Raw genomic sequence first — 25,833 nt, 5'->3', positions numbered from 1 at the left:
CGAAGATTGACAAATTTCTTTAATAGGGTTGGGTAAAAAATCTGCTTTTGGACAAAATTCGTTGTTAAGGTTACAACCAAGCATCTGTTTTGCACCTACATCTCAACCTTAAGTGTCTATTTATTCCCTTTCTGTTTACTCTTGTTTTGGGTAGTTTAACGCTAATAACCCGTGGTCAAGACAGTTTAGAAACTGATTTGGAAAAAGAGAAAAACGCTAAGATTTTTCCAATACCCATTGCGTTTTACACCCCAGAAACAGGTTTAGGGTTGGGGGCAGGAGTAACTTCTGTAGTTAAAACTAAGGGGGGCGATTTTATGCCCAGAAAATCGCAGTTAACCTTTGGCTTTGCCTATACCAGTCTAAAGCAATTACTGATGTACGTGCCTTTTAGTTTGTATACGTTTCGTCAAAAAATGTATTTGCAGGGAGAATTGGGCTATTTCGATTATACATTTCGATATTTTGGAATCACTAATGGTACAAAGCGAGACTCCATAGAATTTTACCGCGCTAATTTTCCTCGTGTACGGATAAATGCGTTTGCACAGATAGCAGACGGGGTATTTGTGGGGCCTAGGTTGGTTTATGATAAGTTCAGCTTCAGCACCTTTAACCCTGAGGGGAGGTTGCGAAATATGGATGTACCGGGGTCTGAAGATCATTTTGTCGGTACCATTGGAGTTGGAGGCATTGTAGACAAAAGGGATAATAACTTATTTCCTACCAGCGGATATTATGGAGCGTTAAGTATAGATCAATCGATAAATCCAGATTATAAGTACACCACATTAATGATGGATTTTACCAAGTATTTTCCATGGTCTAATAAAGGAACTTTTGCCATTAACCTTTTTGGACAATCTTTATTTGGAGAAGCACCATTTACGGCCATGCCCAAACTTGGAGGCACCAAAAAATTGAGAGGCTATTTCGAGGGTTCCATATTACAAGAACATATTTTTGCTTGGCAGGCTGAAGCCAGGAGAATGGTATGGAAAAGATTAGGGTTTGCGGCATTTTTCGGGGCTGGAAACGGATTTAGACCTGGTGAAACTTTTCATATAAAAAATACCCAAATATCTTCAGGATTGGGGTTAAGAATAAGGTTAACCGATCAATTGAATGCACGATTGGATTACGCCATAGGGATGCAAAACCGATCTGGATTTTACATTACGTTTGGCGAGGCATTTTAAAGTTGTTTTTTTAGGTGTTAACAATTACATTTGCCAACCTTTTATAAGGAGGTCCTAAAGCTCATTGGCATTGACGAAACAAAAATAATTGTTTGTCAAGGCTAGGGCCTTACGAAAGGAAAAAATAAGATTGGTCCTATAGCTCAGCTGGTTAGAGCACTTGACTCATAATCAAGGGGTCCCTGGTTCGAGCCCAGGTGGGACCACATGTGAACCTCTGAAAGCCCCACGCCACAGCGTGGGGCTTTTTTGTTTCCCATTCTTTCCAGGAAAGGAAAAAGCGCAATCCTTACTTCAGGATTGAAACCCATAATTGGGTTCTAACGGACCTCTTACCGCAATTTTGCCATGATTCGCAACATCGTTGTTGAATCAATTAAAAAAGATTCTATTTTTAGTAAAAAAATTACCATAACAATGAAGAAGTTTTTAAATGTAGCTACGTGCCTATTGGTTTCTGTAGCTTTTGTGGCTTGTGACGATGCCATTCCAAGTATTGAAATCCCTCTAAACAAGGAGATTAGCGTTGGTATTGATATACCTGAAGGAGACACTTCCTTTGTGTACAATAAAGAACAGACAATTGAGGCGATCAGTGATTTAAAAGATTATGCTGATAAGCTAGAAAAGATTACCGTAGACAGCATCACTTACAATTTCTCAGACCTATCTGGAGGAAATGGTGGTAACGGATCGGATGCTACATTCTCTGGTGAAATTAAGAGCTTCTCCGGAAGTATTGCTAATCAGAATAAGCTGCTAGAATTGCTTGTTGGAAATGGAGGATCTGGTCAAATCTCTCTAGACCAATTAATGAATTCAGGAACTTCAAAAGTTACCTCAACTAATGTAGACCAAGTATCTGATTTGATTAGTACTTTAGCAAGTACTGGTGTAACTTTTGTAACTGAAGTAAATGGAAATGCGGCTAACACTTCAGGTGCACCCTACACGCTGAAACTGAATTTTACTATACATGGAAAAGCTGAGGCTAAACCATAATTTGAAAAACTAGTTTTATAGAAAACCCCAGCCATGGCTGGGGTTTTTTTATGCCTCTTCCTCTAAAATCTGTTTAACCCGGCCTACGGTTCCATCCTCTAACATTACCTTAATTCCATGATGGTGCTGAGGTGATTTTGTTAAGATGCGCTTTACAAAACCTTCGGTTAGTTCGCCCGTTTTTTGGTGATGCTTTTGTACCACCGCTACTTCCTGCCCAATTTTTATATTACTCCTTTTTGTTCCCTCATTCATACTGCGAATTACGCAATTATTGCTGTGATGAAAGATCAGCGGTTTTGGGGCATAATAATATCTTTGAGACTTTTCTTATAAGTCTATGGAGCAGCATTTTCCAGATATATATAACTACGTTTTAATTCCCGGATATGGGGGAATTGAAATGAAACATTGGATGCGTCACTGGATGCGGGTCTTACCCAATGTTAGTATTGTAAAACAAAAGGATTTTCAAAACCCAGTGCTTGAGGATTGGATAGATTCCCTACAAAAAAAAGTGGCAGTTTCTGATAAACCTGTAATTGCCATAGGCCATAGCTTAGGAGCTCACACCTTATACAATGCCGATATTCAAGGAAAAATTACTGGAGTAAAAGCGGGCCTATTAGTTGCACCACCAGAGGAAAAAAGGAGTGAATTTCACGATGGATCTTGGGTGGGCTTCACACCGTTCCCAATGGAAAAATCAACTATCAAGTCCGTATTGGTGTACAGTGAAAGTGATGAATATGCAACAATGAAAGCCAGCTTGGAGATGGCCAAAAACTGGGGTTGTAAAGCTATTAATGCCGGAAATGTGGGGCATATTGGTTCCGACGCCAATTTAGCATCCTGGGATGATGGCCAAGGTTATTTGAGTAATCTTATAAAGGAGTTGTAAATGGACCTAGCCTTAATGCTATCCTTTTTGCTGGCCGCCATTTTACTAACGATAATGCCCGGTCCTGATAATTTGTACGTTCTCACCGAGAGTATCAGCAAAGGGGCAAAACAGGGAGTTCTTATTTCTATAGGGTTAATAACTGGCGTACTGGTACACACCTTTCTTGCCGCTTTTGGCCTATCCATTATTTTTAAACAATCGGCATGGGCCTATAACGCACTTTGTATAACTGGTGCTGCCTATCTCCTTTACCTTGCCTATGGGGCTAGTCGCGAAAAACCTATTGCTTTAGAAATGAGTTCGGACAGCGCTTCTCAAGAAGCTTTTTTTCTGGTTAGAAAAGGCTTTTTTATGAATGTGCTAAATCCTAAAGTTTCTCTGTTTTTTATAGCCCTCTTGCCACAATTTGTGAATCCAGAAGCGGTGTTACCCATTTGGGGGCAAATGGTAGTACTTGGATTGATTTTTATGGCTCAGGGGCTGTTGATTTTCTCGCTGATATCGATTTTGGCTGGAACACTCACAAGCTATGTTCAAAAACCTGTGTTTTGGAGCATTACCAAGTGGCTGAAAATTGGCATTTTAATTGCGATCGCCTTGGGATTGCTGCTCAGCATGCGCAGTTAGAAGCTAGTTAGGCCAAAGCCTAAAAATTCTTTTATCTTCAACCAAAACATTTACTATGATACTTGGAGTATGTTCTTGGTTAAGTGAAAAACTTGGTTGGGATGTAAGACTTTTACGGGTTGGTTTTGTAATAGCGGCTCTATTTTTCGGAACGGGATTGGGGTTATATCTAATTCTCTGGATTGTTAAATTACTTTCGAAGTAGTATGAATAATACTTATCTGGTAGAGGAGCGATCTCGTGATATTGGCCAATTTATGGTGGGACGGTTGTTGCCCTTCCGGAAAAAACGTCAAGTTGGGCCATTTACCTTTATAGATCATATGGGACCTGCTTACCTGGGTAATGGAAAATGGTTGGATGTGGATCAGCATCCGCACATTGGTTTGGCAACTTTGACCTATTTGTTTGAGGGAGAAGTAGAGCATAGAGATTCTACAGGCGCCACTCAAGTTATTAAGGCGGGAGACATTGGTTATATGCACGCCGGAAAGGCCGTTTCTCACACAGAAAGAACACCAGCCCATTTAAGAACTGGAGAAAGAACAATGCACGGTTATCAAATATGGGTGGCATTACCAAGGGAAGAGGAGGATAGCAATCCGCACTTCCAGTACATCCCAGCAAAGCAACTACCACAATGTGAAAAGGATGGATTAAAGTTGTGCATCGCCGCTGGTGAGGCATTTGGAATGAAATCTCCACTTAAAGTTAGCAGTCCACTGTTTATGGTAAGGGCGGAGGCAAGAGAAGATGTAGAGGTGGATTTGTCTAAGCACTTGCAAGGTGAAATTGCCATTGTGGTGGTATCGGGTGAAGTTGAAATTGAGAAACAAAAAATTGGTAATGGCCAAATGTTGGTGTCGACCGAAATTAGTTCTTGTCCACTAAAAATTTCGGGTGGAACTAAATTGTTGTTTTTTGGAGGTGAACCCTTACCCGAGGAGCGCTTTCTGTACTGGAATTTTGTTTCTAGCAGTAAGGAAAAACTGGAACAAGCCAAAAAAGATTGGGCAGCTAAAAAATTCCCTAAAGTTCCGGGCGATGAAAGTTATATTCCATTGCCATCGTAGAATAAAATTATCAATTTGTTTGAATAATTGTAATAATAATATAGGTTTATGGTCAAATTTTAACCATCAACCATGAAAATTAAACAATTAATTGCAGTAGTAGTGCTTTCCTTTTGCTTTATATACGAAGGACAAGCGCAAGCAACTTTTTCAGTTTCACCAGGTTTTGCCCTAAATGGAGCTCAGTTAGGGTATCGGGTAAATTCTAAATTGATTCCGTATATAAGTTTTCAATATCTAAGTAGCAGAATAACTATCGATGAGTCGGGAACTAGAATAAATGACGCCAGTACAGGTACAGAATCTTATTCTTCGGAGCATTTGGCTAAGGGCACCATTTTTATTCCATCCATTGGAGCTAAGTACTTTGTGAGTAGCAAAGGCAAATTGAAAAGTTACATTCAGGGAGCCTTCACCAAACCCTTCCTTTCTGCCAAAATAGAGGATGACGGGGTAGAAGATGAAACCATTAAAGAGGATTTAGAGAAACTCTCAATTTGGGGAGGAGAATTAAGTTTTGGGGTAGAGTACTTTTTTGACGAGAATTTCAGCCTTGGCGGAGAGTTTGGTCTAAGGGGATTCCATGCGAAATACAAGGAGAATTCAGAAAGAGAGGAAACGTATTTCAACCAAGATACCCAGCAAAATGAAACGGTTACCCTTAGAAGTGAGACCGAAACAAATGTAAGCTTCAGTCCAACATTTACCCGGGTATCGCTAAACTTCTACTTCTAGGATAAATTTATTCTTTGACAAAAGCCTCCGAAGGAGGCTTTTTTGTTTTCTCTGTGTCCTGTTCTTGGGGCAACCGATATTTTTGGCCTAGACCTAGCCAATTGAAATACTAATTTCTATCCTTTTTATAACAAGTTATTTGGCAATACCTTAGGGACAATAAAATTCTTTAGGGACACTTGATTTGTCGAACTATAGGATGATACAGGGGTATAACATAGGGTTTTACTACAAAAATGAGGAATTACACATCAAAAAGAAGGAGGTTAAACCCAGTGCAAGTTAATTTTGTCCTATGCAATGTCGGCTCACCTATAAGCTAACCCTGGCGACCTGTTTGTTTTTATTAAACCTTTTATGTTCTGCACAAAAGCCAAGTGGCTATGCAAGTAGAGCATGGTTTAAGATGTTCGAAAAATCGCAAAGGGCATATGAGCAAAATGATTTTAAATCCGCCGTCCATTATTTAGATTCTACATTCCAGCACTGTCAAACGTGTAATGATTCCATTCTCGCAATGGTACATGAGCGCTATGGTATTTTAGTCCAGTACTTAGAGATAAATGCTGAAGGAATATTTCACCTCGACACCTCGTATAATTTGGTTATTCGAAATAACTGGGATCCTAATTTTAATGGCAACATAATTATAAGTTATGCCGAGGTATTAAGGGCAAATCAACAGTTTGTTGCAGCACTAGACCGGATTAATGAGGCCTTGAATTATTCTCGGGAAAATGAGCTGAATAAAGAGGTTACAGCCAGGCTCTACAACCGTTTAGTGGCCATACACTCGGCCAATCAATTTCCTAGAGACAGCATCTATAAAACCTTATTGATTGCCTTGGAGAAAACTAGGTTTATTGGAGATTCTTCCGGGGTTGCATTGTTGTACCGTGAATTGGCAAATATTCAGGGACATTGGGGAGAATCTGATAAAGCCTTGAAACTAAATCATATGGCCAAATCGGCTTATGAGAGTGTAAATGATGAAAGGGGAATTGTTGAGGTGTTGATAAATCTTGGCAATAATTATATGGCTTTAAAAAGGCCAAATGAGCTTAAACAAATAGCCAAAGAATTAATAATCAAGAGTAGGGAGTACGACTTTAAGGAAACCTTAATGTGGGGCTATTTATTTATGTCGCGAAGTTGCGCGGACCTTGGTATGTATAAAGAAGCATATGAGAACCTGCGCCGTAAAGATGAATTGGATAAATATTATTTTTCGGAGGACTGGCAAAGCCGAATAAATGCATATTACAAGGAGCTGGAGCTAGCTTCTAGAGAACGATACCTCGAAAACCTGAGGTTGGAGCAAGAAGCACTGGAGTCTAGGTTAAAGCTGGCCAAAAAAGAAAGGCAGTTAAATCAGTGGATAATTTATTCAATAGCCTCTGTGCTAATTGTAATTGTGGCATTTGTTTTCCACTTGTCTTTAAATTTAAGGAAACAGAAAAAACAGGCTAAGGAGAAAGAGTTTCTATTAAGAGAGGTTCACCATCGCGTTAAAAACAACCTTCAATCGTTGGGAGGACTGTTGAGTTTACAAATTGATTATTTAGACTCTGAGGAGCAAAAAAAGTTATTGCAAAATGTTTATCGAAGGGTGAACGCCATTTCTTTAACCCACTCCATGCTTTACAACAATGAGGAATTAGATTCAGTTAAAGCAAAGAAGTACATTACAAAACTGATTTCGGAAATCATCAATAGCGAGGAATTAGCGGAACGAAAGGTGAATACTAAATTAGAAATTGCTCCTATCCCCCTTAATTTCGACCAAGCTATATGTGTAGGGATTATTACAAATGAGTTAATAACCAATTCCTTTAAGCACGCAGTACCAGAAGGCCAATTGGAAATAAACTTAGACTTCAAGGTTCAGGGAAATACCGGTGTTTATTCTTATTGCGACAACGGAAAAATCCTGAAATTAAAGGGAAAATCGCCCCAAAGCTTGGGGTTAAAGTTGATTGAAATTGCTTTAAAACGATTGGATGGTCAAGTGGTTAGTCAGGAGGGAAAAGGGTTTATGTATGCATTTAAATTTAAGCTAGAGGGATGAAAATAGCCATTGCTGAAGACGATTTTATAGTAGCCGAACAACTAAGAAAAATTGTAGAGAATTTTGGGTGCAAGGTTGTTTTTGTGGAACATAATACCAAGAAATTTCTAGATCGCTTAGTGGGAGAAAAGATAGATCTGGCACTCCTTGATATAAGAATGGATACCGAAGACAGTGGGTTTAGAATAGCAACGGAATTGCAGCAAAAACATATTCCGTTTATGTTTGTAAGCGCACATAGCGACGTTAATACGCTTTCGCAAGCGTCGCGGTTAAAACCGGTAGGCTACCTTACAAAGCCGTTTAACCGAGCTCAAATCAAAGCAAGTTTAATAACGGTTTCAGGCCTACTTGAAAACTCCTCAATTACCGTAAAATCAGGCTCCGAAACTCATAAGTTATCTGTAAGTGATATTCTTTTTATAAAATCGGACAATGTTTATTGTGAAATTCATACTAAATCGAAAGGGCGAATTTTAGTGCGGACGAGCTTAAAGTCTTTAGAACCAGAGTTTGAAGACACATCGGTGGTTAGATGTCATAGGAGCTATATGGTGAACCTGCATCACGTGCAGAGTTACAATAAAACTGAGGCGAAAATAAATGAGCAGATTATCCCCATCACTAAAGCCATTTCTTTAGGGTAAATTATAATGGGTTTACATCCCTGGCAGCATCCCCTTAGCCGAATCGGCCATCTCTTTTTCTTGCCTTTTTTTAGATGCGTCTAATGCTCGGTTAAAGGTGTCCAATAAAACTTCGTCGAGCTCCTGGGTGCTTTCAAAAGCATTGTGATCTATTTCTAATTTGGTGATGTGCTGGTTTCCAGTAATTCTTATTACCACTCGCTTGCATTTAGATTTTCCTTCGAGAACAATCTCATCGAGTTTCTTCTTTGCCTCGTCTGCCGCTGCTTTCATTTCTTTTAGTTGCGACATCATTTTTTGCATATCCCCAAGCTTTCCAAACATCCCCATGACTTAAATTTTGTGCAAAAATAAGGCTTACAGGGAAATAGTAGTATGGAGCTTATAATTTGCCTTTTCTCTGTTTGCGTTTGGCTTTTCTGTACATGCGCTTTAAGCGTCTATTAAATTTTTCCACCGTAAAACTATGGGCTTTAATGGGGCGCTTAATTTGTTGGAAATTTTGATCTCTTAAGATAACACCAGGAGGAGTTAACTCATTTATTTCATCAAAGGTATTTGCCTCTGAAAAATCGGCGGTAAGGAAAAATTGTCCACCCTTTGGTGCTTGGGTGGGGTTAAAGCTCATGTCTATAAATTGAGCCTGGCTATAATCTTTTCTAACTATGTTAGATTGATGGCTATAGATAAAATGAACCTCACAAAAGTTAAAATTGCGTTTAAAGCGCTCTACTATAAATTTATTCCTGGTGGATACCTCTTGCCTTAATTTGGTAGCAGCTTCTACCCTCCCCTTTCTTTCAAGGCTCTCTATGGCGAGTTTCTTGGTTTGAAACCGAAAGATTAATATTCCTTCTTTTAGCTGTAATACTTTCTTTAATCCTGCTATTTTAAGTTCCTTTCTTAATTTGTTTTTGTCTGGATATTTAGGCGCTGCCTGAGCTAAAATTGGTGTAATTAGTAAGAGGAAAATAAGGGGGAAAAGAACTTTTTTAAACATCGATTTCGGTTGGTTCCAGATAAATGGAATGGCTGGTCAGTAATAGTGCAAAAAAAAAAAAAAAAAACAGCCTGAAAATCAATTTTTTAACACGAAAACCGTTAATTATACACTAGGATATAGGCGTTGAGCGAAATGGCCAATAGCATCCAAATACCATAGGGTAAAAGCGCTAATTTTGCCCAGGGCTGAACACTGGCAACTTGCCTCCAGATCAGACACAACAAGATGAATAAAACCAAAAGGTCCACTAATCCCCAAAGAGGCAAGTGTATGCCGAAAAAAACGAAATTCCATAGCACGTTGAATGTCCAAGCCGGGATGAAAAGTTTTAGGAATTGAGATTTACCAGGCACGGCATGCCAGGCTGCGGCACAAGTGGCAGAAAAGAAAATCATTATGGTCGTCCATGCTGCACCAAAGACCCAGCCGGGAGGAGTCCAGGGAGCCTTTTCTAGGTTTATATACCATGAACTCATTACTTCAGCTCCGGTAAAAAAGGAACCTATGGCTAGTCCTGAAAAATTGATGAATAGAAAAATAAAGTAGGTCTTCCACATAGATTGTACATTTCAAGATTATTTTCGAAGCGCATTTGATAAAAGTATAAACGCATGTCGCTACAACCTTTTCACCTTGCTATTCCGGTTAAAGATTTAGATGAAACTAGAACTTTTTATCGAGAAATAATGGGTTGCGAAGAAGGCCGCAGCTCAGAACAATGGGTAGATTTCAATTTTTTTGGTCATCAACTGGTTATCCATCTATCGCAAGTCTTAAATGCAACCATAAAGAACCACGTGGATGGTCATGGTGTTCCCGTCCCTCATTTTGGTGTAGTTCTGAGTATGGAAGAATGGGAGGAGTTAGCAACTAGGCTTAAAGCAAAAGGAGTGCGTTTTGAAATAGAACCCTATGTTCGATTTAAAGGGCAGCCGGGAGAGCAGGCAACTATGTTTTTTAATGATCCTAGTGGTAATGCCTTGGAGTTTAAGGCCTTTGCCGATTTAAGCAGGATGTTTAAAAAATAAAGCCACCCAATTGGTGGCTTTAAGAAAAGGGATGTGTTCATTAAGTAGCAATCACTAATTAACTGTCAGCGCAGGAAAGCTTTCGGAAATTTTAGCAGTAGCTGAATTGTCAACATAAAAAGAAAAGGTACCTGAAAAACTACCTGAAATTGGTAATTGTGCTGCGGTGCCACTAAAGTTAAATGCAACTCTTGAGCTAGAAGCAGAAGTAATGTTTGCAGATCCAGATTCAAATTGAGTGTAAGACCCACCCTCGTCGGTTGTAAAATTATAATCCGCAATTATATAGGCATCTCCTATGCTGTTTATGGAAACGGTGGTATCAGCGAAATTGTAAACCCCTGTTTTTAAAGCTCCATTAAAATCACTGTACAGCTCTAAAACTAAAACTGAGCCCGATCCTGATACTGAGTCAATTTGACCATTCGATTCATGGGTTACAACTCCTTCTGTAAGCATTATTATATCAATGTTAGTTAGTCCCACACTAGTATCTAAACCGTTATCTTCAATAATTACCCTATTCATTGTATAGGTTTTCCCATCGTATGTTACCGATCCCTTATTAGGTGCTGGTGTTTCTTCTTTATCCTCTTTTTTACAGGCGATAATTACCACGCACGCAAGCACAGGTAAGGCTAATTTTAAAATGTTTTTCATAATAATGAATGTAATGTTTAGCACTTAAAGATAGACTAAAAAACATACTACATTCAAAAACAGGGTGGGTTTTTATTTTATATACCGTTTGTTGAACTTTTGTCTAGAGAGTAGAAAACTCCTAATCGAATTCAGATTTAATAAACTCTTGAAGATTTAATATGGTGTTGTATGGGGTGCTAACAGCCGTGGCATTGGCTAGCCAGGTTGGTATGGCCCCACCTGGATCGGCTTGGATTTGATAGGTAACCTTAGTTTTATTTCCTTCTAACATCGTTAATTTCCAAAACCCTTTTAAATAGGGAATGCGCACCAAGCCATTTTCTTCTGGTTTGTATTTGGGGAGCCCTTCTACTCGAATCAGGTATCCATCTTTTGTAATGTGGAAAACCATTTCAATGTAGGCGTCTCGGTTGGATAAAGGGAAAGGAAGATCGGTAACCGTGTAATGAAGTTGGCCTTCCACAGTTTTCTCTTCCAGTTTTGCATATTCGCAATCTGGAACCCATTGGGGCATTTTTTCGGGCGACTTTAGGACTTTCAATACCTTATCGATATGAAAGGGGATTATGCTTTCTCCTTTAAATTCATCCAGTCCAAAATCGGGGTGGGAGCGGGTATATACTTTTACATTTTTCTTATCACGTTTTAATGTCCAGCTGGTGTCTAGCTGAGCGGAGGATGGTGCGGGAATAAAAAATAGAGCCAACAGCCCTATTAAAATATAAGAGGAACGAATGTTACGTTTCGACATTGGCTAAAACTACAAATTTACCTATTCCCTTAACGGCAAATTCGTTAAAGTGCGTATAAAAAAAAGCCTCAAAGAGGCTTTAAATTTATTTGCGAAGGCGTTCTAATTTTGGATCCAAGTACCGTATTGCCCAGCTATTGCTTGCAACAGAATCTTCATAATGATGGTTTCCGGAATAGGCAGCACTTAGAAAAATAGTTTCTTCGGTTGCGGTGTTTAATGCGGTGCCGGATACTTTTAAATCTACCCTTTGTTCATCTAAATTTAGAATTTCAAGGTGTACCATATCATCAGAGAAATAGTAACTTTCTGTGGTATCCACCCCAAGATCTTGATTGCGAGCCATTTCGAATTCAAGGTATTCCTCGCCTTGGCCCGTGCTATACATAAGCGAATATTTTCCAGGTTTTGGAAGGCCGGGGTCATATAAGGAAATTGCAATCCAGAGTAGATCGGCAATGTTGCTCACGGAGTCGTTATACTCTCCATTTGGAAAAAAATCTTCTCCATTGTACAGAAGAATTACGGTGAAGTAATTTTCATCCGTGCTGTCGTATCCGTAATAACTAACAACGGCTCGTGTAAGATTTACGGTATCATTACCAATGAATACTTGATTTTGAGGGGTGGGCTTAGACTCATTGGTGGTAATTTTCATTCCCTCCTTTTTACAAGCTAGGAAACAAAAAAGGGGGCATAACACCCCCAGAAATAACTTAGTAGAATTTTTCATGATTGGGTAGGTTAAGTAAATTTTATCCTACTCAATCTATGCTATTTAGTTTAAAAAACCAAGTCTGATATTAGAATGGAAGGTCGTTAGCATCGTTATCTTCCTGTGGCATTCCAGCTGCAGGGGCTTCCATTGGAGGAGTTGGAATTTGGCTTTCACCCTGAGAACCAGTATCTCCAGCACCCATTTTATCTACCTTCCAAGCACGTACGTCTGTGTACCATCTGCCGTTAAATTCTCTACTTTCAAGATTAATTCCAGCGTTGATTTGGTCACCAACATTAAGGGCGTATTGATCTATCTTATCACCCCATACAGATATACATACCTTTTTAGGGTATTGATCCTGGGTTTCTAGAATGAAGTCTAACTTTCTCCATTCTCCGTTTCTACCACTACCTCTTTTTTCGTCTAGTAGCTCTACTACTTTTCCGCTAATTTCCATGTGTAAATACTAAAAGTGCAATTTTAGCCAATCTTAGTGGGGCAATCAATTTTATTAATTCACAATGGTTGATTACCCAAACTTCTCTCGTTGCTCGTTCATTTGTTTACGGGCTTCCCAACGTTGTTTTGCGTATGCGCGCATGTTGGTAATTTTATCTCGCTCATCAATTATTTCAAACCCTAGTATGGTTTCAATGATGTCTTCCATAGTAGCAATTCCACTCCAACCGCCATATTCGTCCACAATCAAGGCGATGTGTTCTTTTCTTTTCAGAAGGATATTCCACAATTCAAAAACGGGAGTTTCTTCTGTTACAATGGCAATGTCGCGCTTAATATCCTGAAGCTCTACTTGTGGCTTTTCATCAGCAATGGTTTCGTAAATTCTTTGCTTTACTACGTACCCTACTATGTTGTCTTTTACCTTTTCGAAAACCGGTATTCTTGAAAAATTATAGTGCTCTTTATTTTTAGCAAACTCTATAACGGTGGTGAATGCATTTGCACAAGAAACTACGGTTCGTGGTGTCATAATTTCACCAACTACAACTGATTTAAGTCTAAGTACACTTTGTAAAATTTTATGTTCTTCAGGATTAAAAATTCCTTCCTTGGCGGCAATGGAAGTAAGCACAGAAATTTCTTCTCGGCTTGTGGTTTGTTCCTTTTTGCCACCCGATAGGATTTTTGTGATAACCGATGAAACAAGAACTAAAGGATAGGTAATCCAAATGGTAAATTGGATTAGCATTACGGCAATTTTCCCAAGCGATTTCCAATAAATTGCCCCCAGCGTTTTGGGAATGATTTCCGTGAATAGCAGAATAATAATGGTTAGAATGGCCGAGATCACTCCGAAATAAGCTTCGCCAAAAACTGCAACGGCCTGGGCTCCCACGCCAGCTGCACCAATGGTGTGGGCCACGGTATTTAGTGATAAAATCGCAGATAGTGGTCTGTCTATATCATCCTTAAACCGGTTAAATTTAAGTGCCCATGGTTTGGGGGTTTCACTTTCTAGAGCTATTAGAATGTGAGAGGATGGAGTACTTAATAGCACCGCTTCCATAATGGAGCAGAGAAAGGAAACTACCACGGCAAGAAGTAGATAAAGAACGAGTAATAGCATAGGTGTAATTTAAATGGAAACCATTTTTTTTAATTCTGGAAGTGGAATAACGCCACTTTTTCGCCATTTTATTTCACCTCTGTGGTAAAAAATTAGTGTTGGCACCCCTCTTACGTTATATGCCGCGGCAGCTTTTGGGTTTTTATCCACATTAATTTTTAAGATTTTTATTTTATTTCCAAGATCGGTTTTAAGCGTATCTAATATTGGAGCTAGTGTTTTACAAGGTCCACACCAATCGGCGTAAAAGTCAACTAATACAGGAGTTTCTCCTTTTATTAACTCTTGAAATTTACTCATGATGCTAAGGTATTGAAACCCCTGATTTTGTTATTGATTTCAAGATTTATTTAACGAACTAACCTGATATAGGTCTTAATCATTGATTTTTATCGATGAACAGAGTTTATTTGGAGTTCAATTCCCTCTTGTTAATTGCGAAATTGTCATATATCTAAATGAAAATAGACGAGAGAATTGCAAGTTTCATTGACCATCACGCAAAGGGGGATGCAGAATTAATTGGAAAACTTCATAATTATCTCATTCGGTTACCTGGAATTTCTGCAAGCATACATTTAGGGGTGCCATTTTACCGAAGGAAACATTGGCTTTGTTATATTAATCCACAGGCCGACGGAGGAGTGGAGTTGGCATTTCCGAATGCCTATTTAATGAATGGTTTACAAGAAAAGTTGAATTTTGGGAAACGGTCTCAGGTTGGTGGAATTATTCTTAGAACAACTAGTGAGCTTACCCAGCCGCTCATTGCTGAATTGGTGCAAACTGCAATTTTTATCGATAACTCCTTGAATAAAGGCTTTCCATTATAAGACTCCATTTTCTAGCGTTTTGATATCAAATTCTGCCCTATGCAAAGTTTGGGGTTCCATTACAATTGTTTAGATTTCTGCCATGGAATTTTCTATCGCAAGTCAAATTACCCAGCCTCTACAAAAGGTAGGTGAAAAGTTACAGGGCTGGATAACTGAAGCCATTACTATGCTTCCTAACTTATTAGCAGGGGCGGTCTGTTACTTGTTTTTTTGGTTGGTTGCTCGGGCTGTTAAAAGGATTCTGGGTAAAGCCATGGGTAAATATTCCGACAACAAAGTTTTACAAAACCTATTTACCACCATTGCTTATTACTCTGTTTTAGGGTTGGGATTTTTTGTAGTTCTCGAAATTCTTAAGCTTGAGAAAACAGTTACTTCGTTACTAGCAGGGGTAGGAGTAATTGGTTTGGCCTTAAGTTTTGCCTTTCAAGATATAGCTGCCAATTTTATTTCCGGAATTATTTTAGCTTTTAGAAGGCCTTTTCAGGTGGACCAAATAGTGGAAATTGGAGGCGTTATGGGTACGGTGTCAAGAACCAATTTAAGAGTCACCGTAATTACAACATTTCAAGGTCAAGAGGTATACATTCCAAATAAAGATGTCTTACAAAATCCTATTACCAATTACTCCATTCTTGGACAGTATAGAATTGATTTAGCCGTGGGGGTTTCGTACGGAGATGACTTAGAAAAGGTTGAAGAACTTGTGATAGATACGATAAAAAATCTTGACGGAGTAATTCGTCATGAGGATATGATATTTACTTATACTGGTTTCGGGAGTTCGTCGGTGGATTTTGAAATTAAATTTTGGATTGAATATCCCGACCACCCTGGTTTTCTTGAAATGAGAAATAAAGCAATTAAGGCAGTTAAGAAAGCTTTCGATAAAAATGAGATTACCATTCCTTTTCCAATCAGAACCTTGGATTTTGGGATTAAAGGAGGTGCAGACCTTTCTCAAATGTCGGTTCGGGTACTTTCAAAGGAGAAGGATTAAAGTATTTCACTTTGGTTTTTTGAAAGGAAAAGTTCCAAGCTTTTATGGCTTTAAAAGGGCTTTTTTACTTTCATTTTCATAATGGCGTTCAAATATCATTCTCCCAAAAAGAGAATTGAATTGTGTAATGTGCCCCAGGAGATTCGGTGCTAATCAATTCTTAGTCAGGGAATTATGTTTGAAAAGTTTCGTGTTCACCCAATAATTTCCCCCTGGTTTTTTTTCAATTGGGTTCATAGGTTTGCCTTCCGTGGATTTCGCCAAATCTAAAAGGAAATAAAAGTGGAGTAATGATCTTGATTTAGGATTCCGATATAGCATGCAAATGCTTTACTATAGGGGGTGTTAGAGTAAAATATCCCATTTATGCAAGCGGAAATTGAGGGTGATTTTGGCTAACTTCCGGCTCCAAATTTTTCCAATGCGAATAAAATCATTTCCCCACTACAAGCAATTGGACACCATGGATTGTGGTCCAACTTGTATTCGGATGATTGCCAAATATTATGGGAAGCGTTTTTCCCTTCAAAAACTTAGAGAGCGATCTTCAATCGGAAGAGATGGTGTCTCCTTGTTAGGAATTTCCGATGCCGCCGAATCCCTTGGATTTAGAACCCTATCTGCCAAAATTCCCTTTGATAAAATGGTGGAAGAGGCCCCTATGCCGCTAATTGCCCATTGGCAGCAAAACCACTTTATTGTAGTGTACGACTACCGCAAGGGGAAGGTACATGTGGCCGATCCAGACAAAGGGATTATTAAGTTTACTAAAGAGGAATTTTTAAGAGGGTGGAAGGCCAATGCCAACGAGGAGGGAATTGTCCTTCTTATGGAGCCTTCACCGGCATTTTATGAAGAGGAAGACGATAAGGTTAGCTACAAAGGCTTTGGTTTTCTGTTGGGCTACCTCTGGCAATACAAAAAGTTTGTCATCCAGGTATTTCTTGGATTATTGGTCGGTTCTTTACTACAATTAATTTTCCCTTTCCTTACACAGGCTTTAGTAGATCAAGGAATCGCTAATCAAAATCTAGGATTTATATACACGGTTTTGGCTGCCCAAATGATGTTGTTTATCAGTAGGACATCGGTTGAGGTAATTCGCAGTTGGATATTACTGCATCTCGGTACCCGAATTAACATCAACATCCTTTCCGATTTTCTTATTAAATTGATGAAACTGCCCATTTCATTTTTCAATCAGAAAATGATTGGGGACATCATGCAACGCATTGGAGACCATCAAAGAATCTCTGCCTTTTTAACGGGTAACAGTTTAACCATCCTCTTCTCTTTTTTAAATTTTATTGTTTTTGGGGTGGTGTTACTCATTTATAGCAGTACCATTTTTGGATTGTTTTTGGCTGGCACCAGTCTTTACGTGATTTGGGTGGTTCTCTTCATGAAAAAACGCCGAGAACTAGATAATAAGCGCTTTGCCGAGTTGAGTAATAATCAAAACTCCCTGTATCAGCTTATTGTTGGGATGCCAGAGATTAAACTGAACAATTGCGAAAAGCAAAAGCGTTGGGAGTGGGAGCATATCCAAGCATTATTATTTAAGCTTTCTGTAAAGAGTTTATCCCTTAACCAGTATCAAACTGCGGGGGCTTCCTTTATCAATGAGTTAAAGAATATACTCATCACATTTATTGCAGCAAAGCTTGTTCTAGAAGGAGAACTAACGCTGGGTATGATGTTGGCCATCACCTATATTTTAGGGCAGTTGGATGGGCCTATAAACCAATTCATCGGCTTTATCCAAAGTGCGCAAGACGCAAAAATTAGTTTGGAGCGTATGGGTGAAATCCATGATTTAGAGGAAGAAACCAGACCTTCAGGAGATCAGCTAATGCATGTGGATAGATCTGCAGATATTCGTCTAGATCGGGTGTTCTTCAGATATGGCGGAAGGAATTCACCCTGGGTTTTAGAGGATATTTCGCTCACTATTCCAGCTGGAAAAACAACAGCAATAGTGGGGATGAGTGGAAGTGGGAAAACGACCCTTTTAAAACTGCTTTTGAAATTTTACCCTGTTGAGCAGGGTGAGGTTTGGGTAGGAGATGCCCGCCTTGATAATATTGATAACGCTGAGTGGAGACGTAATTGTGGGGTGGTAATGCAGGATGGATTTATTTTTTCTGATACCATTGCTCACAACATAGCTATTAGCGACGAACTCATGGACTTTAATCGCGTGAAGGAAGCGAGTGAAATTGCCAATATACGCGATGTTATAGAGCAGTTGCCGCTTGGTTATAATACAAAGGTTGGACAAGAAGGAGTTGGTTTAAGTCAAGGGCAAAAGCAAAGAATATTAATTGCCAGAGCAGCCTATAAAAATCCTCAGTTCATTTATTTCGATGAGGCCACAAATGCCCTGGATGCAAAGAATGAGCGTGTAATTATGCAAAAGCTCGATGAATTCTTTAAAGGGAAAACGGCTATAGTGGTTGCACACCGATTAAGTACCGTTAAAAATGCCGATCAGATTGTTGTTATGGATAAGGGCAAGATTATGGAAATCGGTACCCATAAAGAATTAGTCGCAAAACAGGGTTATTACTTTAACCTAGTTAAAAATCAATTGGAATTAGATGCCTGATAATCAGCAAAATATACCGGAGATTAACGAGGAGTTGCACAGCGAACAGGTGCACGAAATTCTCAGTTATGTTCCTCACGTTTTGGTGCGCTGGGGAAGTACGATTATTGCGGCCACCATTATTTTAATGTTGGTAGGGTCCTACTTTATTCGCTATCCCGAAATTATTCCAGCCAAAGTGGTGGTACAAAGCACAACACCAGCGGCAAAAATTGTTGCCAAAAGTGGCGGGAGAATAAAAATTAGGGTTAATAATAACGTTAAAGTAAGCAAGGGCCAAGTGCTTGCGGTTATTGAAAATCCGGCCATAACGGAAGATATTTTAAAAGCGCGCTTTATTGCCGATTCTATCCGAAATACTTCGGTGGACTCGCTCATAAATCCTTTATTGCCCCAGTTACTTTTAGGTTCGGCTCAATCTGCTTATTTGCGCTTTGCCGAGGATTACAGAGAGGCGGTTTATAAGATCAGAGATAAGTACACCGATAGAAAAATTGAAAATATTCAGGCACAATTAAAGTCACTGAAAGCGTTAAACGACAAATTAAACAGGCAGAAAAGAGCTATAATCAAGGAGCTAAATTTGGCTGCTCAAGATTTCGAACGAAATCAGAAACTGTTTGAGCAGGGGGTGATTTCTCAATCAGAGTTTGAAAATAAATCTGCAATTTATCTGGGTAAGCAACGTCAGGTCGATGATTTGGATCTCACCCTTATTAATAATCAAATTCAAACCGAGGAGTACAACAAATTGCTCTTGGATTTTGAACAGAATTTAGGTGAGCAACTACTCGCAATTAGATCTAATCTATACCAATCGCTTTCCTATTTGGAGGTAGCTATAAATGAGTGGTTTTACAATTATGCACTTGTTGCGCCCAACGATGGACTGCTATCCTACTACAGGTTTTTTAGTGATAATGATTTAGTCGCCGCTGGAGAACAGGTTTTTGCCATCATTTCCCAGAATAAAAACATCCAGGTTTGGGCCGAAGTACCGCTAGTAGGAGCTGGAAAAATTCAGGTAGGGCAGAAAGTTAATATTAAACTACAGAGTTATCCTTACAAAGAATACGGGATGTTAATTGGTAGGGTGGAACAAATTACCGCACTTCCAAACAACAATGTATACCGACTTTTAATTGCCCTACCAGAGGGGCTAAAGACTACCTATAATGTGGAGCTGGCATTCCGACAAGAAATGCTGGGAACCGGAGAAATTTTAACCAAAGAATTGAGCCTTTTCGATCGAATCTTTAACGAGCTACGATCGGTAGTAAAAAACTAATTACCATGTCAACCATTTTCCCTTATTTTCTTACCAGAATTGGTGGGGAACCCATAGAAATACTAGAACAACTTTCTCGTCCCGAGGCCTATGCCAAAGCGGAAAATTTATCTGCTTTAAGTCAGGAAATTGAGAAGTTGGGTAAGGAGATATCCGATGATCTTTTTGAAGAAATTGGAACATTGGAACAAGAGGAATTGCAGAAAGAATTGCTCAATGTAAAACGCAGTGTTTTTAATGGTAGAAACATTGGGCTACCTGTCGCTATAGATCATATTTCCGACAAAACCGCAGGAAAAATCAGACAGTACATTGCCACGCAAGAGAAATTGATAAAGGCTGAAGAAGCGTATGTAAGCAGTTTTCCAGGCGAAATGGCACAGGCAAGAGAAGGTGTAAAAAAAGCTGTTGCATCTGAGCCACTGAAATTGGGAATTTCACTATCCAGTCATATTCTACTTGCGAACCTGGAGCGCATTGTAAAACGACCAGCCGACTCGTTTAGAAAAAAGGAATTAAAAGCCGAGGAGAGCATCCTTAAATACCTTACGCGTACTAGCGCCAAAACTTCTCCATTTAGTTTTTTCACCCAGCTGGCAATGGGAAAAGTGGATGGAGAAGGGTTTATAGCGGAAAAAAATGGGATGGGAAAAGGAAATTCCACGCTCAACAATCATCTACTCAGCTTTTTTAAATCTGTTTTAGTCGAGATACCAGAGATAGCAGACCGTGTAAATGTTAGGTTAAATCCAACGGTTACGTATACCAATGGACAGATTTTATACCTAACCAATAACAACAATGTGGAAGCTTTTCAGCGTATTGAGGAGAACCCATTAATTGAATTGTTTACAGACTTTTTTGGTAAGGAATATCCTGACGGATTAGCCTTGGGTGATGCCATAGCTAAGCTTGTAGAGGGTGAGTACGTAGATGCTGGCCCTGATGAGCTAAGAGGTTTTATCCAAAGCCTATTTTCTTACGGTTTATTAGAGTGGGATTTTGGAATTAGTGGAATAGACCCGTTCTGGGATAAAAAATTGGTGACTTGGTTATCTGGGTTGAATATTGAAACACCCGCTGTAGATATTGCTAAAGAAGCATTGATAGAAGCTCGAATTTTTGCGGAATCTTTTAGTGAAATTCAAGCAGAGAAGCGATACAAGGAGCTTAAGTTAGCTTTTGAGGCATTCAAAGGTCGTTGTCTAAAATTACATGAGTTGGCTGGGCTTCCGGAAGACGAGCGTTTGGACGCTGATGAGCGTGCAGCTAAAATTAAGGCCGAGCAAGAAAAGAAGGAAAAAGAAGATAATAAGGAAGAAGAATCAGATTCCCCCCCTTTTAAACATACCAGTACCACCTATTTTCATTTTAGGCAGGAGCAATTCTTATACGAAGATGTAGAGGCTAATGCCGATGTTACTCTTGGTAATGATGATGCACAAGCACTCGTGGCTCCTGTGCGTAGGCTTTGCCATGCCTTAAGAAATTTTGAGGGATTTGAACCGGAGCAAGAGCGAATGGCTGCATTTTTCGAGGAAAAATTCGGAGAAGGTCCGGTTTCACTGCTAGAGTTTTATGAGCAATATTATCGCGATGTGAAAGTTCCCGAGCACAAGGCAATGGAGCAGTTTAAGGAGGAGCGAAAGAAAAACAAAGATGCCAAGCCGCCAGAACTAAAATACAAGGCAGAAAAAACCGCGAAAAAGAGAGAAAAAGCAAAGGCAGCTTTGGTAGAATGGCTCAAGCAAAATAGCGAATTAGAGCATGGGAAAATTAATATAAATACGGAGGGGCTTAATACGGCGGATGTAAAGGATAAAACCTTTTCAATGGCCATGTTTATCCAGCCTTATCACGACGATAAGAAGATAAAAGGGGTGGTGAATAGCATGTTTCCGGGTTATGGAAAGATGTTCAGTCGATTTTTGCACCTTTTCCCATCTGAGCTTACCGAGGCTTTAATTCAGGCAAATACCAGTGGTGAAGGCAATAAGATTTATGTGGAAAATACCGACGCATCTTACTTTAACGCCAATCTGCATCCACCGTTAATGCCATACGAGATAAATACACCGGGAGGGCACAATACCTTAGAACCCAAACAGCAAATATCTGTAACCGATTTACTTGTAGCACCCAATTCAGAGGGCGGCTTGAAATTGGTACACTCCCAACGAAATAAGGAGGTAAGTTTGTTCGATTTAGGTTTTCAGGGGCACAAAGGGAGATCGGAGTTGTACCAACTCTTAACCCGATTTACCGATGCCGAAATGCTAGGCCTAAATCCACTTTTTGAAATGCTCTCTGAAGTATATCCAATTCCAGAAGGGGAGCCGAAACCAGAAGTTTGGTTAGACGACACGGTATGTGTGAATAGGCGATCTTGGAAAATCCCCAAAGATCAACTTCCAGAATTACCGAATCACTGGGGTGAAGCGGAATGTTACAAAGCCATTATAGACTGGAAGAATAGGCTGCGGCTACCCGACGAAGTGTTTATTAAAATAACCAATCACCAGGAGTTAGAAACTCTAGATTACGAGGTAGTAAAAGAAATCGGTAGAGATGCTTATAAGCCGCAATATTTGGACTTTAGGCAACTACCTATGGTTTGTAATTTGTTTAAAAAGTTATTGAGTAAGGTGCCTATACAGTTGGCCATTTCTGAAATGAAACCCAACGCCGGTGAAATGATAGCCACCAAAGAAGGTAGATTTGTAACCGAATTAATGATGCAGTGGTATGAGTAAGGATAACGCGAAGTGGAGAGCAGCACATTTATATTATGGCGAGCCATGGGAAACAATGATGCGGGAATTTCTATTTCCTTGGATAAAAAACCATATCGAGGAGGGTGTAGAGCCTTACTTTTTCATTCGATATTGGGAAAGGGGGCCTCATGTTCGGTTTAGATTTAAAGTTTCGGATAATAGATTTTCGGGACTATCTAAAAAATTAGAGAATGACTTTTACTCCTACTGCACACAAAACCCATCAGATTTCTCCTTCTACGGGATGAAACCCGAAGATTTGGCCAAAATAAGTGCCGATTGGTACCCTAATAATTCCTTGCAGTGGATTGCTTATGAACCAGAAACAGCAAGGTATGGTGGCCCCGCAACACTACCAATTTGCGAGGATCAGTTTATGAATTGCTCTAGAACTTGCTTATCGATAATAGAGGAAGATATCGATTGGTCCTACACCGATAGTTTAACCAGCTCCATCCAGCAACATGTTTTGTTTTTGAGGGCGGTAGGATTCGATAAAGAACGGGCGCAGTTGTTTTTACATTTTGTGTTTTTGTCTTGGTATCCAAGGGCCTCAGAAAACTGGAACGCGCTAAGTACAGATGAGCAGAAAAAGGAACGCGATCGAATAGTAAAGGCATTTGATGATCAATTCGCGTTACAAAAGGATCAATTGATTCCTTTTATTAATACCCTATGGAATGCTTCCGAGGAGGAGTTTGAAGACATTTTGGAGCCATATATGATTCAGTGGTACACATTGAGTAGGGAGACCAAAGAAAAGCTCCAAACTGCACAGAAAAATGGCGAATTACAAGATCCAGGTTGGATAAGAACCGTAAAGGGCATTCAGGTAGATACCGAAGAGGCTGCTTTATGGGCTTTGTATTCGAGTTTTGTCCACATGACCAATAACCGAATAGGAGTTCAGAATAAGGACGAGGCGTATTTGGCACATTTGATATCAAAGACTCTGGATCAAATTGGTTAAGGTTTGGATGGGTCCTTTAGAATTATTCGCAAAGCGGTATTTCTAGAGAAATAGGCAATAGTCCAGTTAATAAAGATTATGAGTTTGTTTCGTACCGTTAGGATGAGCATGAGATGTAAAAACATCCAAATTATCCATGCGAAAAAACCGTTAAATCTGAAAAACGGCAGATCTACAACAGCCTTGTTTCTACCAATTGTAGCCATTGATCCAAGATCCTTGTACTCGTAGTCTTTTTGTTTTTTTCCTAACCGTCTCTTTTTAAGATTTTCGGCAAGTAGAAGGGCTTGATTAATTGCCACATTGGCTAGTTGTGGGTGCCCTTTGGGATATTTCGGAGTTTCCATATATGCAAGATCACCAAGGGCATAGATATTTTCACAATCTAGGACTTTGTTTTGTCGGTCTACGATTATTCTTCCCCGATTAAAAACATGCTCCGGCAGGCCCTTTATCGAATTGGGAGTTACACCTGCCGACCAAATAACAGTGTTGGTTTCAATAAACTTGCCGTCTGTTGTTTCTAGGATCTTGCCATCATAGTTTTTAACTATGGTATTGGTCCAAATTTCTACGCCAAGTTTATCAAGATATTGCTTAGACTTTTCTTTGCTATTGGTGCTCATGTTGTTAAGAGTATTGGCACTTCCTTCTATTAGGATCACCTTTAGATCAGAAAAATCGATTCTATGATAATCTTTGGGCAGGATGGTATTTCGGAGTTCTGCAAAGGCTCCGGCCATCTCAACTCCTGTTGGTCCAGCACCTACTATTATCAGGTTTTTTAGTTCCTTGGGAACTATCTTCTGAGAATTTATAATGCGCTCAAAATTTTGGAGAATATGGTTTCTTATCCCTATTGCTTCATAGGTGGATTTTAGGCTAAGAGTATACTTTTCAATATTCGGGTTTCCAAAAAAGTTTGTTTTACAGCCCAATGCGAGAACCAGAATATCATATTCAAAATCTCCTATATCGCTTCTTATAAAATTGTTTTTGGTGTCTACAAATTGCACCGTAGCAATCCTAATTCGAACATGTTTCTTTTTTTGAAAGAGGTAGCGAATGGGAAAAGAAATACTTGAAGGCTCTATTTGGGAAGTAGCCACCTGATAGAAAAGCGGCTGAAATTGGTGATGGTTTACTTTATCCATTAGTAAAACATCAAATAATTTGGGGTCTAATTTTTTGGCAATATTAATTCCAGCAAAGCCAGCGCCAACAATAATTACCTTTTTTCTCCTGTCGATGTTCAATGGGTATTTTTAGGAAAGGTATTAGGAAATTGCTAATTACGGACATAAAAAAACCCCATGCTATTTAGCATGAGGTTTTCTAGGGTTAGTACTGAATTTTTTGGTTATCCAATGCAATCTTCAGTAGGAATGCATTCGCGAATTCCAGAAATAGGACAGTTAGCCCCGGTTCCACAATTCATACCAAGAACAGTTTTTGCTCCACCTCTTAGGGCGTTGGAGCTATTAGAGTCTAGAGAAGTAACAAAGCTTTTAATTTCTAGACTTTTTAGATTTAGTTTCTTTTTCATTTTCTAGATTTTACAGAATTTACCATCATCTCTGGTAAAGCACTGGAATTCAAAGCACGACATGTAGCGATAACAGCTATATTCGGTATGATTCGGGCCTTTACCGCCTTTTACATTTGCCTCGTTAACGTCGGTAACAAAGCTCTTGATCTTAAGGTCTGATATTTTTAGTTTTTTACCCATTGGTGTTTGTGTTTATTTGAATGTTACACAAGTTCATATCCGAAGGAACACAGGCAACTGGATTGCAGGAGATGTATTGCAAACAACTGAATTCGGTTGCGGTAGTGTTAGTTGTATTGCACTCCATGGTTCGTCCTGTACCTCCCTTAACACCATTAGTATGGTTGAGGTTGGTTACAAAACTTTTCACTTCGAAATCTTTAAGTGCTAACTTCTTTTTCATCTTATCTGGCTTCTATTGGAACGCAGTCTAGCGGATTGCAAGAAATGTAGTCCAGGCAGCTAAACATAGTTTCGCGGCTACCTTTTCCTTTTAGTTCCTTGCTTTCTTTTGCGTTTAATTCGGTTACAAATGATGCAACTTTAACTTCAGATAGTTTTAATTTCTTGTTCATTGTTAAGGGATTTAATTAACCGTTGCAATTAATAATTTGCTCTCCGTTACCATAGCGAGTTGCCAAACATTCCCACTGATTGCAGGACATGTAATGGTAACAGCTTTGTTTGGTAAAAAGGTCGTCTAACTTCCCTCCACCTTTAACAAAGCTGTTATCATTTAATTCGGTAACGAAGCTTTTTACTTTGAATTGGTTTAGTTTAAGCTTCTTTTTCATAGGTA

At 39.3% G+C, this 25,833-nt stretch carries 32 protein-coding genes and 1 tRNA gene; 17 read left to right on the top strand and 16 right to left on the bottom strand.

From position 1 onward, the window contains the following. Positions 1 to 146 precede the first annotated feature (146 nt). The 3 genes from FRX97_RS01175 to FRX97_RS01165 all read left to right on the top strand — a co-directional run bounded on the left by FRX97_RS01175 (position 147) and on the right by FRX97_RS01165 (position 2,201). Complete coding sequence (locus tag FRX97_RS01175) at positions 147 to 1,199, top strand: BamA/TamA family outer membrane protein (RefSeq protein WP_170226971.1); 1,053 nt, start codon at positions 147 to 149, stop codon at positions 1,197 to 1,199. A 132-nt stretch (positions 1,200 to 1,331) separates the two neighbouring features. Next, a tRNA-Ile gene (locus FRX97_RS01170) sits at positions 1,332 to 1,405 on the top strand. A gap of 211 nt (positions 1,406 to 1,616) precedes the next feature. Then, complete coding sequence (locus tag FRX97_RS01165; protein ID WP_147012527.1) at positions 1,617 to 2,201, top strand: hypothetical protein; 585 nt, start codon at positions 1,617 to 1,619, stop codon at positions 2,199 to 2,201. A 48-nt stretch (positions 2,202 to 2,249) separates the two neighbouring features. On the opposite strand, the gene FRX97_RS01160 is transcribed toward FRX97_RS01165, so the two are convergent. Beyond that, complete coding sequence (locus FRX97_RS01160; protein WP_147012525.1) at positions 2,250 to 2,456, bottom strand: YwbE family protein; 207 nt, start codon at positions 2,454 to 2,456, stop codon at positions 2,250 to 2,252. 85 nt (positions 2,457 to 2,541) lie between these two features. Here FRX97_RS01160 and FRX97_RS01155 point away from each other — a divergent pair, with 85 nt between their 5' ends. The 7 genes from FRX97_RS01155 (at position 2,542) to FRX97_RS01125 (ending at position 8,255) form a co-directional block, all read left to right on the top strand. After that, positions 2,542 to 3,102 (top strand): RBBP9/YdeN family alpha/beta hydrolase, encoded by a 561-nt coding sequence (locus tag FRX97_RS01155; protein WP_147012523.1) that lies wholly within the window; start codon positions 2,542 to 2,544, stop codon positions 3,100 to 3,102. Then, positions 3,103 to 3,732: a LysE family translocator gene (locus tag FRX97_RS01150; RefSeq protein ID WP_147012521.1), complete on the top strand. Its 630-nt coding sequence runs from the start codon at positions 3,103 to 3,105 to the stop codon at positions 3,730 to 3,732. A gap of 55 nt (positions 3,733 to 3,787) precedes the next feature. Beyond that, positions 3,788 to 3,937, top strand: a complete 150-nt coding sequence (locus FRX97_RS12455) for a PspC domain-containing protein (RefSeq protein WP_147012519.1) — start codon at positions 3,788 to 3,790, stop codon at positions 3,935 to 3,937. Position 3,938: 1 nt separating this feature from the next. After that, a complete protein-coding gene (locus FRX97_RS01140; RefSeq protein ID WP_147012517.1) occupies positions 3,939 to 4,805 on the top strand; it encodes a pirin family protein in 867 nt (288 codons plus the stop codon). 72 nt (positions 4,806 to 4,877) lie between these two features. Further along, positions 4,878 to 5,540: a hypothetical protein gene (locus FRX97_RS01135; protein WP_147012515.1), complete on the top strand. Its 663-nt coding sequence runs from the start codon at positions 4,878 to 4,880 to the stop codon at positions 5,538 to 5,540. A 295-nt stretch (positions 5,541 to 5,835) separates the two neighbouring features. After that, the gene (locus FRX97_RS01130) at positions 5,836 to 7,608 is read left to right on the top strand and encodes a sensor histidine kinase (protein WP_147012513.1); all 1,773 of its coding nucleotides are present in this window, start codon (positions 5,836 to 5,838) and stop codon (positions 7,606 to 7,608) included. After that, positions 7,605 to 8,255: a LytR/AlgR family response regulator transcription factor gene (locus tag FRX97_RS01125; protein ID WP_147012511.1), complete on the top strand. Its 651-nt coding sequence runs from the start codon at positions 7,605 to 7,607 to the stop codon at positions 8,253 to 8,255. Before FRX97_RS01130 ends, FRX97_RS01125 begins: the two co-directional genes overlap by 4 nt. A gap of 12 nt (positions 8,256 to 8,267) precedes the next feature. Here FRX97_RS01125 and FRX97_RS01120 read toward each other — a convergent pair whose 3' ends face one another. The 3 genes from FRX97_RS01120 to FRX97_RS01110 form a co-directional block, all read right to left on the bottom strand. Next, positions 8,268 to 8,585 carry a YbaB/EbfC family nucleoid-associated protein gene (locus FRX97_RS01120; RefSeq protein WP_147012509.1) on the bottom strand — a complete coding sequence of 106 codons (318 nt, stop codon included), beginning with the start codon at positions 8,583 to 8,585 and terminating at the stop codon, positions 8,268 to 8,270. Positions 8,586 to 8,637: 52 nt separating this feature from the next. Continuing rightward, positions 8,638 to 9,255: a hypothetical protein gene (locus FRX97_RS01115; protein WP_147012507.1), complete on the bottom strand. Its 618-nt coding sequence runs from the start codon at positions 9,253 to 9,255 to the stop codon at positions 8,638 to 8,640. A 101-nt stretch (positions 9,256 to 9,356) separates the two neighbouring features. Further along, on the bottom strand, positions 9,357 to 9,815 hold the full coding sequence (locus FRX97_RS01110) for a TspO/MBR family protein (RefSeq protein ID WP_147012505.1): 459 nt from the start codon (positions 9,813 to 9,815) through the stop codon (positions 9,357 to 9,359). A 54-nt stretch (positions 9,816 to 9,869) separates the two neighbouring features. On the opposite strand from FRX97_RS01110, the gene FRX97_RS01105 reads away from it, so the two are divergent. Next, entirely contained in the window at positions 9,870 to 10,286 is a 417-nt protein-coding gene (locus FRX97_RS01105) for a VOC family protein (RefSeq protein WP_147012503.1), read from the top strand. A gap of 54 nt (positions 10,287 to 10,340) precedes the next feature. On the opposite strand, the gene FRX97_RS01100 is transcribed toward FRX97_RS01105, so the two are convergent. The 6 genes from FRX97_RS01100 to trxA form a co-directional block, all read right to left on the bottom strand. After that, complete coding sequence (locus FRX97_RS01100) at positions 10,341 to 10,946, bottom strand: hypothetical protein (protein WP_147012501.1); 606 nt, start codon at positions 10,944 to 10,946, stop codon at positions 10,341 to 10,343. A 121-nt stretch (positions 10,947 to 11,067) separates the two neighbouring features. After that, positions 11,068 to 11,700, bottom strand: a complete 633-nt coding sequence (locus tag FRX97_RS01095) for an START domain-containing protein (RefSeq protein ID WP_147012499.1) — start codon at positions 11,698 to 11,700, stop codon at positions 11,068 to 11,070. An 85-nt stretch (positions 11,701 to 11,785) separates the two neighbouring features. Then, on the bottom strand, positions 11,786 to 12,358 hold the full coding sequence (locus FRX97_RS01090) for a hypothetical protein (protein WP_147012497.1): 573 nt from the start codon (positions 12,356 to 12,358) through the stop codon (positions 11,786 to 11,788). Between the two features lie 145 nt (positions 12,359 to 12,503). Continuing rightward, positions 12,504 to 12,878 (bottom strand): DUF3127 domain-containing protein, encoded by a 375-nt coding sequence (locus FRX97_RS01085; protein ID WP_147012495.1) that lies wholly within the window; start codon positions 12,876 to 12,878, stop codon positions 12,504 to 12,506. Between the two features lie 72 nt (positions 12,879 to 12,950). Then, positions 12,951 to 14,009, bottom strand: coding sequence for a CNNM domain-containing protein (locus tag FRX97_RS01080; RefSeq protein ID WP_147012493.1), 1,059 nt, complete (start codon positions 14,007 to 14,009; stop codon positions 12,951 to 12,953). A 9-nt stretch (positions 14,010 to 14,018) separates the two neighbouring features. Further along, positions 14,019 to 14,312 carry a thioredoxin gene (trxA, locus tag FRX97_RS01075; RefSeq protein WP_147012491.1) on the bottom strand — a complete coding sequence of 98 codons (294 nt, stop codon included), beginning with the start codon at positions 14,310 to 14,312 and terminating at the stop codon, positions 14,019 to 14,021. 155 nt (positions 14,313 to 14,467) lie between these two features. On the opposite strand from trxA, the gene FRX97_RS01070 reads away from it, so the two are divergent. From FRX97_RS01070 to FRX97_RS01045, 6 genes are all read left to right on the top strand, one after another. Then, positions 14,468 to 14,842, top strand: a complete 375-nt coding sequence (locus FRX97_RS01070; RefSeq protein WP_147012489.1) for a DUF1801 domain-containing protein — start codon at positions 14,468 to 14,470, stop codon at positions 14,840 to 14,842. Positions 14,843 to 14,924: 82 nt separating this feature from the next. Next, positions 14,925 to 15,845, top strand: coding sequence for a mechanosensitive ion channel family protein (locus FRX97_RS01065; protein ID WP_147012487.1), 921 nt, complete (start codon positions 14,925 to 14,927; stop codon positions 15,843 to 15,845). A 427-nt stretch (positions 15,846 to 16,272) separates the two neighbouring features. Next, complete coding sequence (locus FRX97_RS01060) at positions 16,273 to 18,453, top strand: peptidase domain-containing ABC transporter (protein ID WP_147012937.1); 2,181 nt, start codon at positions 16,273 to 16,275, stop codon at positions 18,451 to 18,453. Beyond that, positions 18,446 to 19,741, top strand: coding sequence for an HlyD family secretion protein (locus tag FRX97_RS01055; protein WP_147012485.1), 1,296 nt, complete (start codon positions 18,446 to 18,448; stop codon positions 19,739 to 19,741). The genes FRX97_RS01060 and FRX97_RS01055 overlap by 8 nt, the downstream gene beginning before the upstream one ends. Before the next feature lie 5 nt (positions 19,742 to 19,746). After that, on the top strand, positions 19,747 to 22,494 hold the full coding sequence (locus FRX97_RS01050) for a lantibiotic dehydratase (RefSeq protein WP_147012483.1): 2,748 nt from the start codon (positions 19,747 to 19,749) through the stop codon (positions 22,492 to 22,494). After that, positions 22,487 to 23,485 (top strand): thiopeptide-type bacteriocin biosynthesis protein, encoded by a 999-nt coding sequence (locus FRX97_RS01045; protein WP_147012481.1) that lies wholly within the window; start codon positions 22,487 to 22,489, stop codon positions 23,483 to 23,485. Before FRX97_RS01050 ends, FRX97_RS01045 begins: the two co-directional genes overlap by 8 nt. Here the strand turns inward: FRX97_RS01045 and FRX97_RS01040 are convergent. From FRX97_RS01040 to FRX97_RS01020, 6 genes are all read right to left on the bottom strand, one after another. Further along, positions 23,482 to 24,741: an NAD(P)/FAD-dependent oxidoreductase gene (locus FRX97_RS01040; protein ID WP_147012479.1), complete on the bottom strand. Its 1,260-nt coding sequence runs from the start codon at positions 24,739 to 24,741 to the stop codon at positions 23,482 to 23,484. The two genes, FRX97_RS01045 and FRX97_RS01040, sit on opposite strands and share 4 nt — an antisense overlap. Positions 24,742 to 24,845: 104 nt before the next feature. After that, positions 24,846 to 25,031 (bottom strand): pinensin family lanthipeptide, encoded by a 186-nt coding sequence (locus FRX97_RS01035; RefSeq protein WP_147012477.1) that lies wholly within the window; start codon positions 25,029 to 25,031, stop codon positions 24,846 to 24,848. Positions 25,032 to 25,034: 3 nt separating this feature from the next. Beyond that, positions 25,035 to 25,214 (bottom strand): pinensin family lanthipeptide, encoded by a 180-nt coding sequence (locus tag FRX97_RS01030; protein WP_147012475.1) that lies wholly within the window; start codon positions 25,212 to 25,214, stop codon positions 25,035 to 25,037. Beyond that, on the bottom strand, positions 25,207 to 25,437 hold the full coding sequence (locus FRX97_RS01025) for a pinensin family lanthipeptide (RefSeq protein WP_147012473.1): 231 nt from the start codon (positions 25,435 to 25,437) through the stop codon (positions 25,207 to 25,209). The genes FRX97_RS01030 and FRX97_RS01025 overlap by 8 nt, the downstream gene beginning before the upstream one ends. Before the next feature lies 1 nt (position 25,438). Next, entirely contained in the window at positions 25,439 to 25,609 is a 171-nt protein-coding gene (locus FRX97_RS12235) for a pinensin family lanthipeptide (protein WP_170226970.1), read from the bottom strand. Positions 25,610 to 25,624: 15 nt separating this feature from the next. After that, positions 25,625 to 25,828 carry a pinensin family lanthipeptide gene (locus FRX97_RS01020; protein ID WP_147012471.1) on the bottom strand — a complete coding sequence of 68 codons (204 nt, stop codon included), beginning with the start codon at positions 25,826 to 25,828 and terminating at the stop codon, positions 25,625 to 25,627. Positions 25,829 to 25,833: the final 5 nt, after the last annotated feature.

Source organism: Luteibaculum oceani (assembly GCF_007995015.1).
Lineage (GTDB): Bacteria > Bacteroidota > Bacteroidia > Flavobacteriales_D > Luteibaculaceae > Luteibaculum > Luteibaculum oceani.
This window is presented reverse-complemented; position numbering and strand designations above follow the sequence as displayed.

What these genes read in the sequence shown, in the direction of transcription:
- FRX97_RS01125 (WP_147012511.1), top strand. Translation starts at nt 7,605, where the DNA reads ATGAAAATAGCCATTGCTGAAGACGATTTTATAGTAGCCGAACAACTA.
- FRX97_RS01135 (WP_147012515.1), top strand. Translation starts at nt 4,878, where the DNA reads ATGAAAATTAAACAATTAATTGCAGTAGTAGTGCTTTCCTTTTGCTTT.
- FRX97_RS01065 (WP_147012487.1), top strand. Translation starts at nt 14,925, where the DNA reads ATGGAATTTTCTATCGCAAGTCAAATTACCCAGCCTCTACAAAAGGTA.
- FRX97_RS01070 (WP_147012489.1), top strand. Translation starts at nt 14,468, where the DNA reads ATGAAAATAGACGAGAGAATTGCAAGTTTCATTGACCATCACGCAAAG.
- FRX97_RS01025 (WP_147012473.1), bottom strand. Translation starts at nt 25,437, where the DNA reads ATGAAAAAGAAGTTAGCACTTAAAGATTTCGAAGTGAAAAGTTTTGTA.
- FRX97_RS01055 (WP_147012485.1), top strand. Translation starts at nt 18,446, where the DNA reads ATGCCTGATAATCAGCAAAATATACCGGAGATTAACGAGGAGTTGCAC.
- FRX97_RS01120 (WP_147012509.1), bottom strand. Translation starts at nt 8,585, where the DNA reads ATGGGGATGTTTGGAAAGCTTGGGGATATGCAAAAAATGATGTCGCAA.
- FRX97_RS01045 (WP_147012481.1), top strand. Translation starts at nt 22,487, where the DNA reads ATGAGTAAGGATAACGCGAAGTGGAGAGCAGCACATTTATATTATGGC.
- FRX97_RS01105 (WP_147012503.1), top strand. Translation starts at nt 9,870, where the DNA reads ATGTCGCTACAACCTTTTCACCTTGCTATTCCGGTTAAAGATTTAGAT.
- FRX97_RS01160 (WP_147012525.1), bottom strand. Translation starts at nt 2,456, where the DNA reads ATGAATGAGGGAACAAAAAGGAGTAATATAAAAATTGGGCAGGAAGTA.
- FRX97_RS01050 (WP_147012483.1), top strand. Translation starts at nt 19,747, where the DNA reads ATGTCAACCATTTTCCCTTATTTTCTTACCAGAATTGGTGGGGAACCC.
- FRX97_RS12235 (WP_170226970.1), bottom strand. Translation starts at nt 25,609, where the DNA reads ATGAACAAGAAATTAAAACTATCTGAAGTTAAAGTTGCATCATTTGTA.
- FRX97_RS01035 (WP_147012477.1), bottom strand. Translation starts at nt 25,031, where the DNA reads ATGAAAAAGAAACTAAATCTAAAAAGTCTAGAAATTAAAAGCTTTGTT.
- FRX97_RS01085 (WP_147012495.1), bottom strand. Translation starts at nt 12,878, where the DNA reads ATGGAAATTAGCGGAAAAGTAGTAGAGCTACTAGACGAAAAAAGAGGT.
- FRX97_RS01100 (WP_147012501.1), bottom strand. Translation starts at nt 10,946, where the DNA reads ATGAAAAACATTTTAAAATTAGCCTTACCTGTGCTTGCGTGCGTGGTA.
- FRX97_RS01080 (WP_147012493.1), bottom strand. Translation starts at nt 14,009, where the DNA reads ATGCTATTACTCGTTCTTTATCTACTTCTTGCCGTGGTAGTTTCCTTT.
- FRX97_RS01130 (WP_147012513.1), top strand. Translation starts at nt 5,836, where the DNA reads ATGCAATGTCGGCTCACCTATAAGCTAACCCTGGCGACCTGTTTGTTT.
- FRX97_RS12455 (WP_147012519.1), top strand. Translation starts at nt 3,788, where the DNA reads ATGATACTTGGAGTATGTTCTTGGTTAAGTGAAAAACTTGGTTGGGAT.
- FRX97_RS01110 (WP_147012505.1), bottom strand. Translation starts at nt 9,815, where the DNA reads ATGTGGAAGACCTACTTTATTTTTCTATTCATCAATTTTTCAGGACTA.
- FRX97_RS01155 (WP_147012523.1), top strand. Translation starts at nt 2,542, where the DNA reads ATGGAGCAGCATTTTCCAGATATATATAACTACGTTTTAATTCCCGGA.
- FRX97_RS01090 (WP_147012497.1), bottom strand. Translation starts at nt 12,358, where the DNA reads ATGAAAATTACCACCAATGAGTCTAAGCCCACCCCTCAAAATCAAGTA.
- FRX97_RS01150 (WP_147012521.1), top strand. Translation starts at nt 3,103, where the DNA reads ATGGACCTAGCCTTAATGCTATCCTTTTTGCTGGCCGCCATTTTACTA.
- FRX97_RS01140 (WP_147012517.1), top strand. Translation starts at nt 3,939, where the DNA reads ATGAATAATACTTATCTGGTAGAGGAGCGATCTCGTGATATTGGCCAA.
- FRX97_RS01115 (WP_147012507.1), bottom strand. Translation starts at nt 9,255, where the DNA reads ATGTTTAAAAAAGTTCTTTTCCCCCTTATTTTCCTCTTACTAATTACA.
- FRX97_RS01095 (WP_147012499.1), bottom strand. Translation starts at nt 11,700, where the DNA reads ATGTCGAAACGTAACATTCGTTCCTCTTATATTTTAATAGGGCTGTTG.
- FRX97_RS01030 (WP_147012475.1), bottom strand. Translation starts at nt 25,214, where the DNA reads ATGGGTAAAAAACTAAAAATATCAGACCTTAAGATCAAGAGCTTTGTT.
- FRX97_RS01020 (WP_147012471.1), bottom strand. Translation starts at nt 25,828, where the DNA reads ATGAAAAAGAAGCTTAAACTAAACCAATTCAAAGTAAAAAGCTTCGTT.
- FRX97_RS01165 (WP_147012527.1), top strand. Translation starts at nt 1,617, where the DNA reads ATGAAGAAGTTTTTAAATGTAGCTACGTGCCTATTGGTTTCTGTAGCT.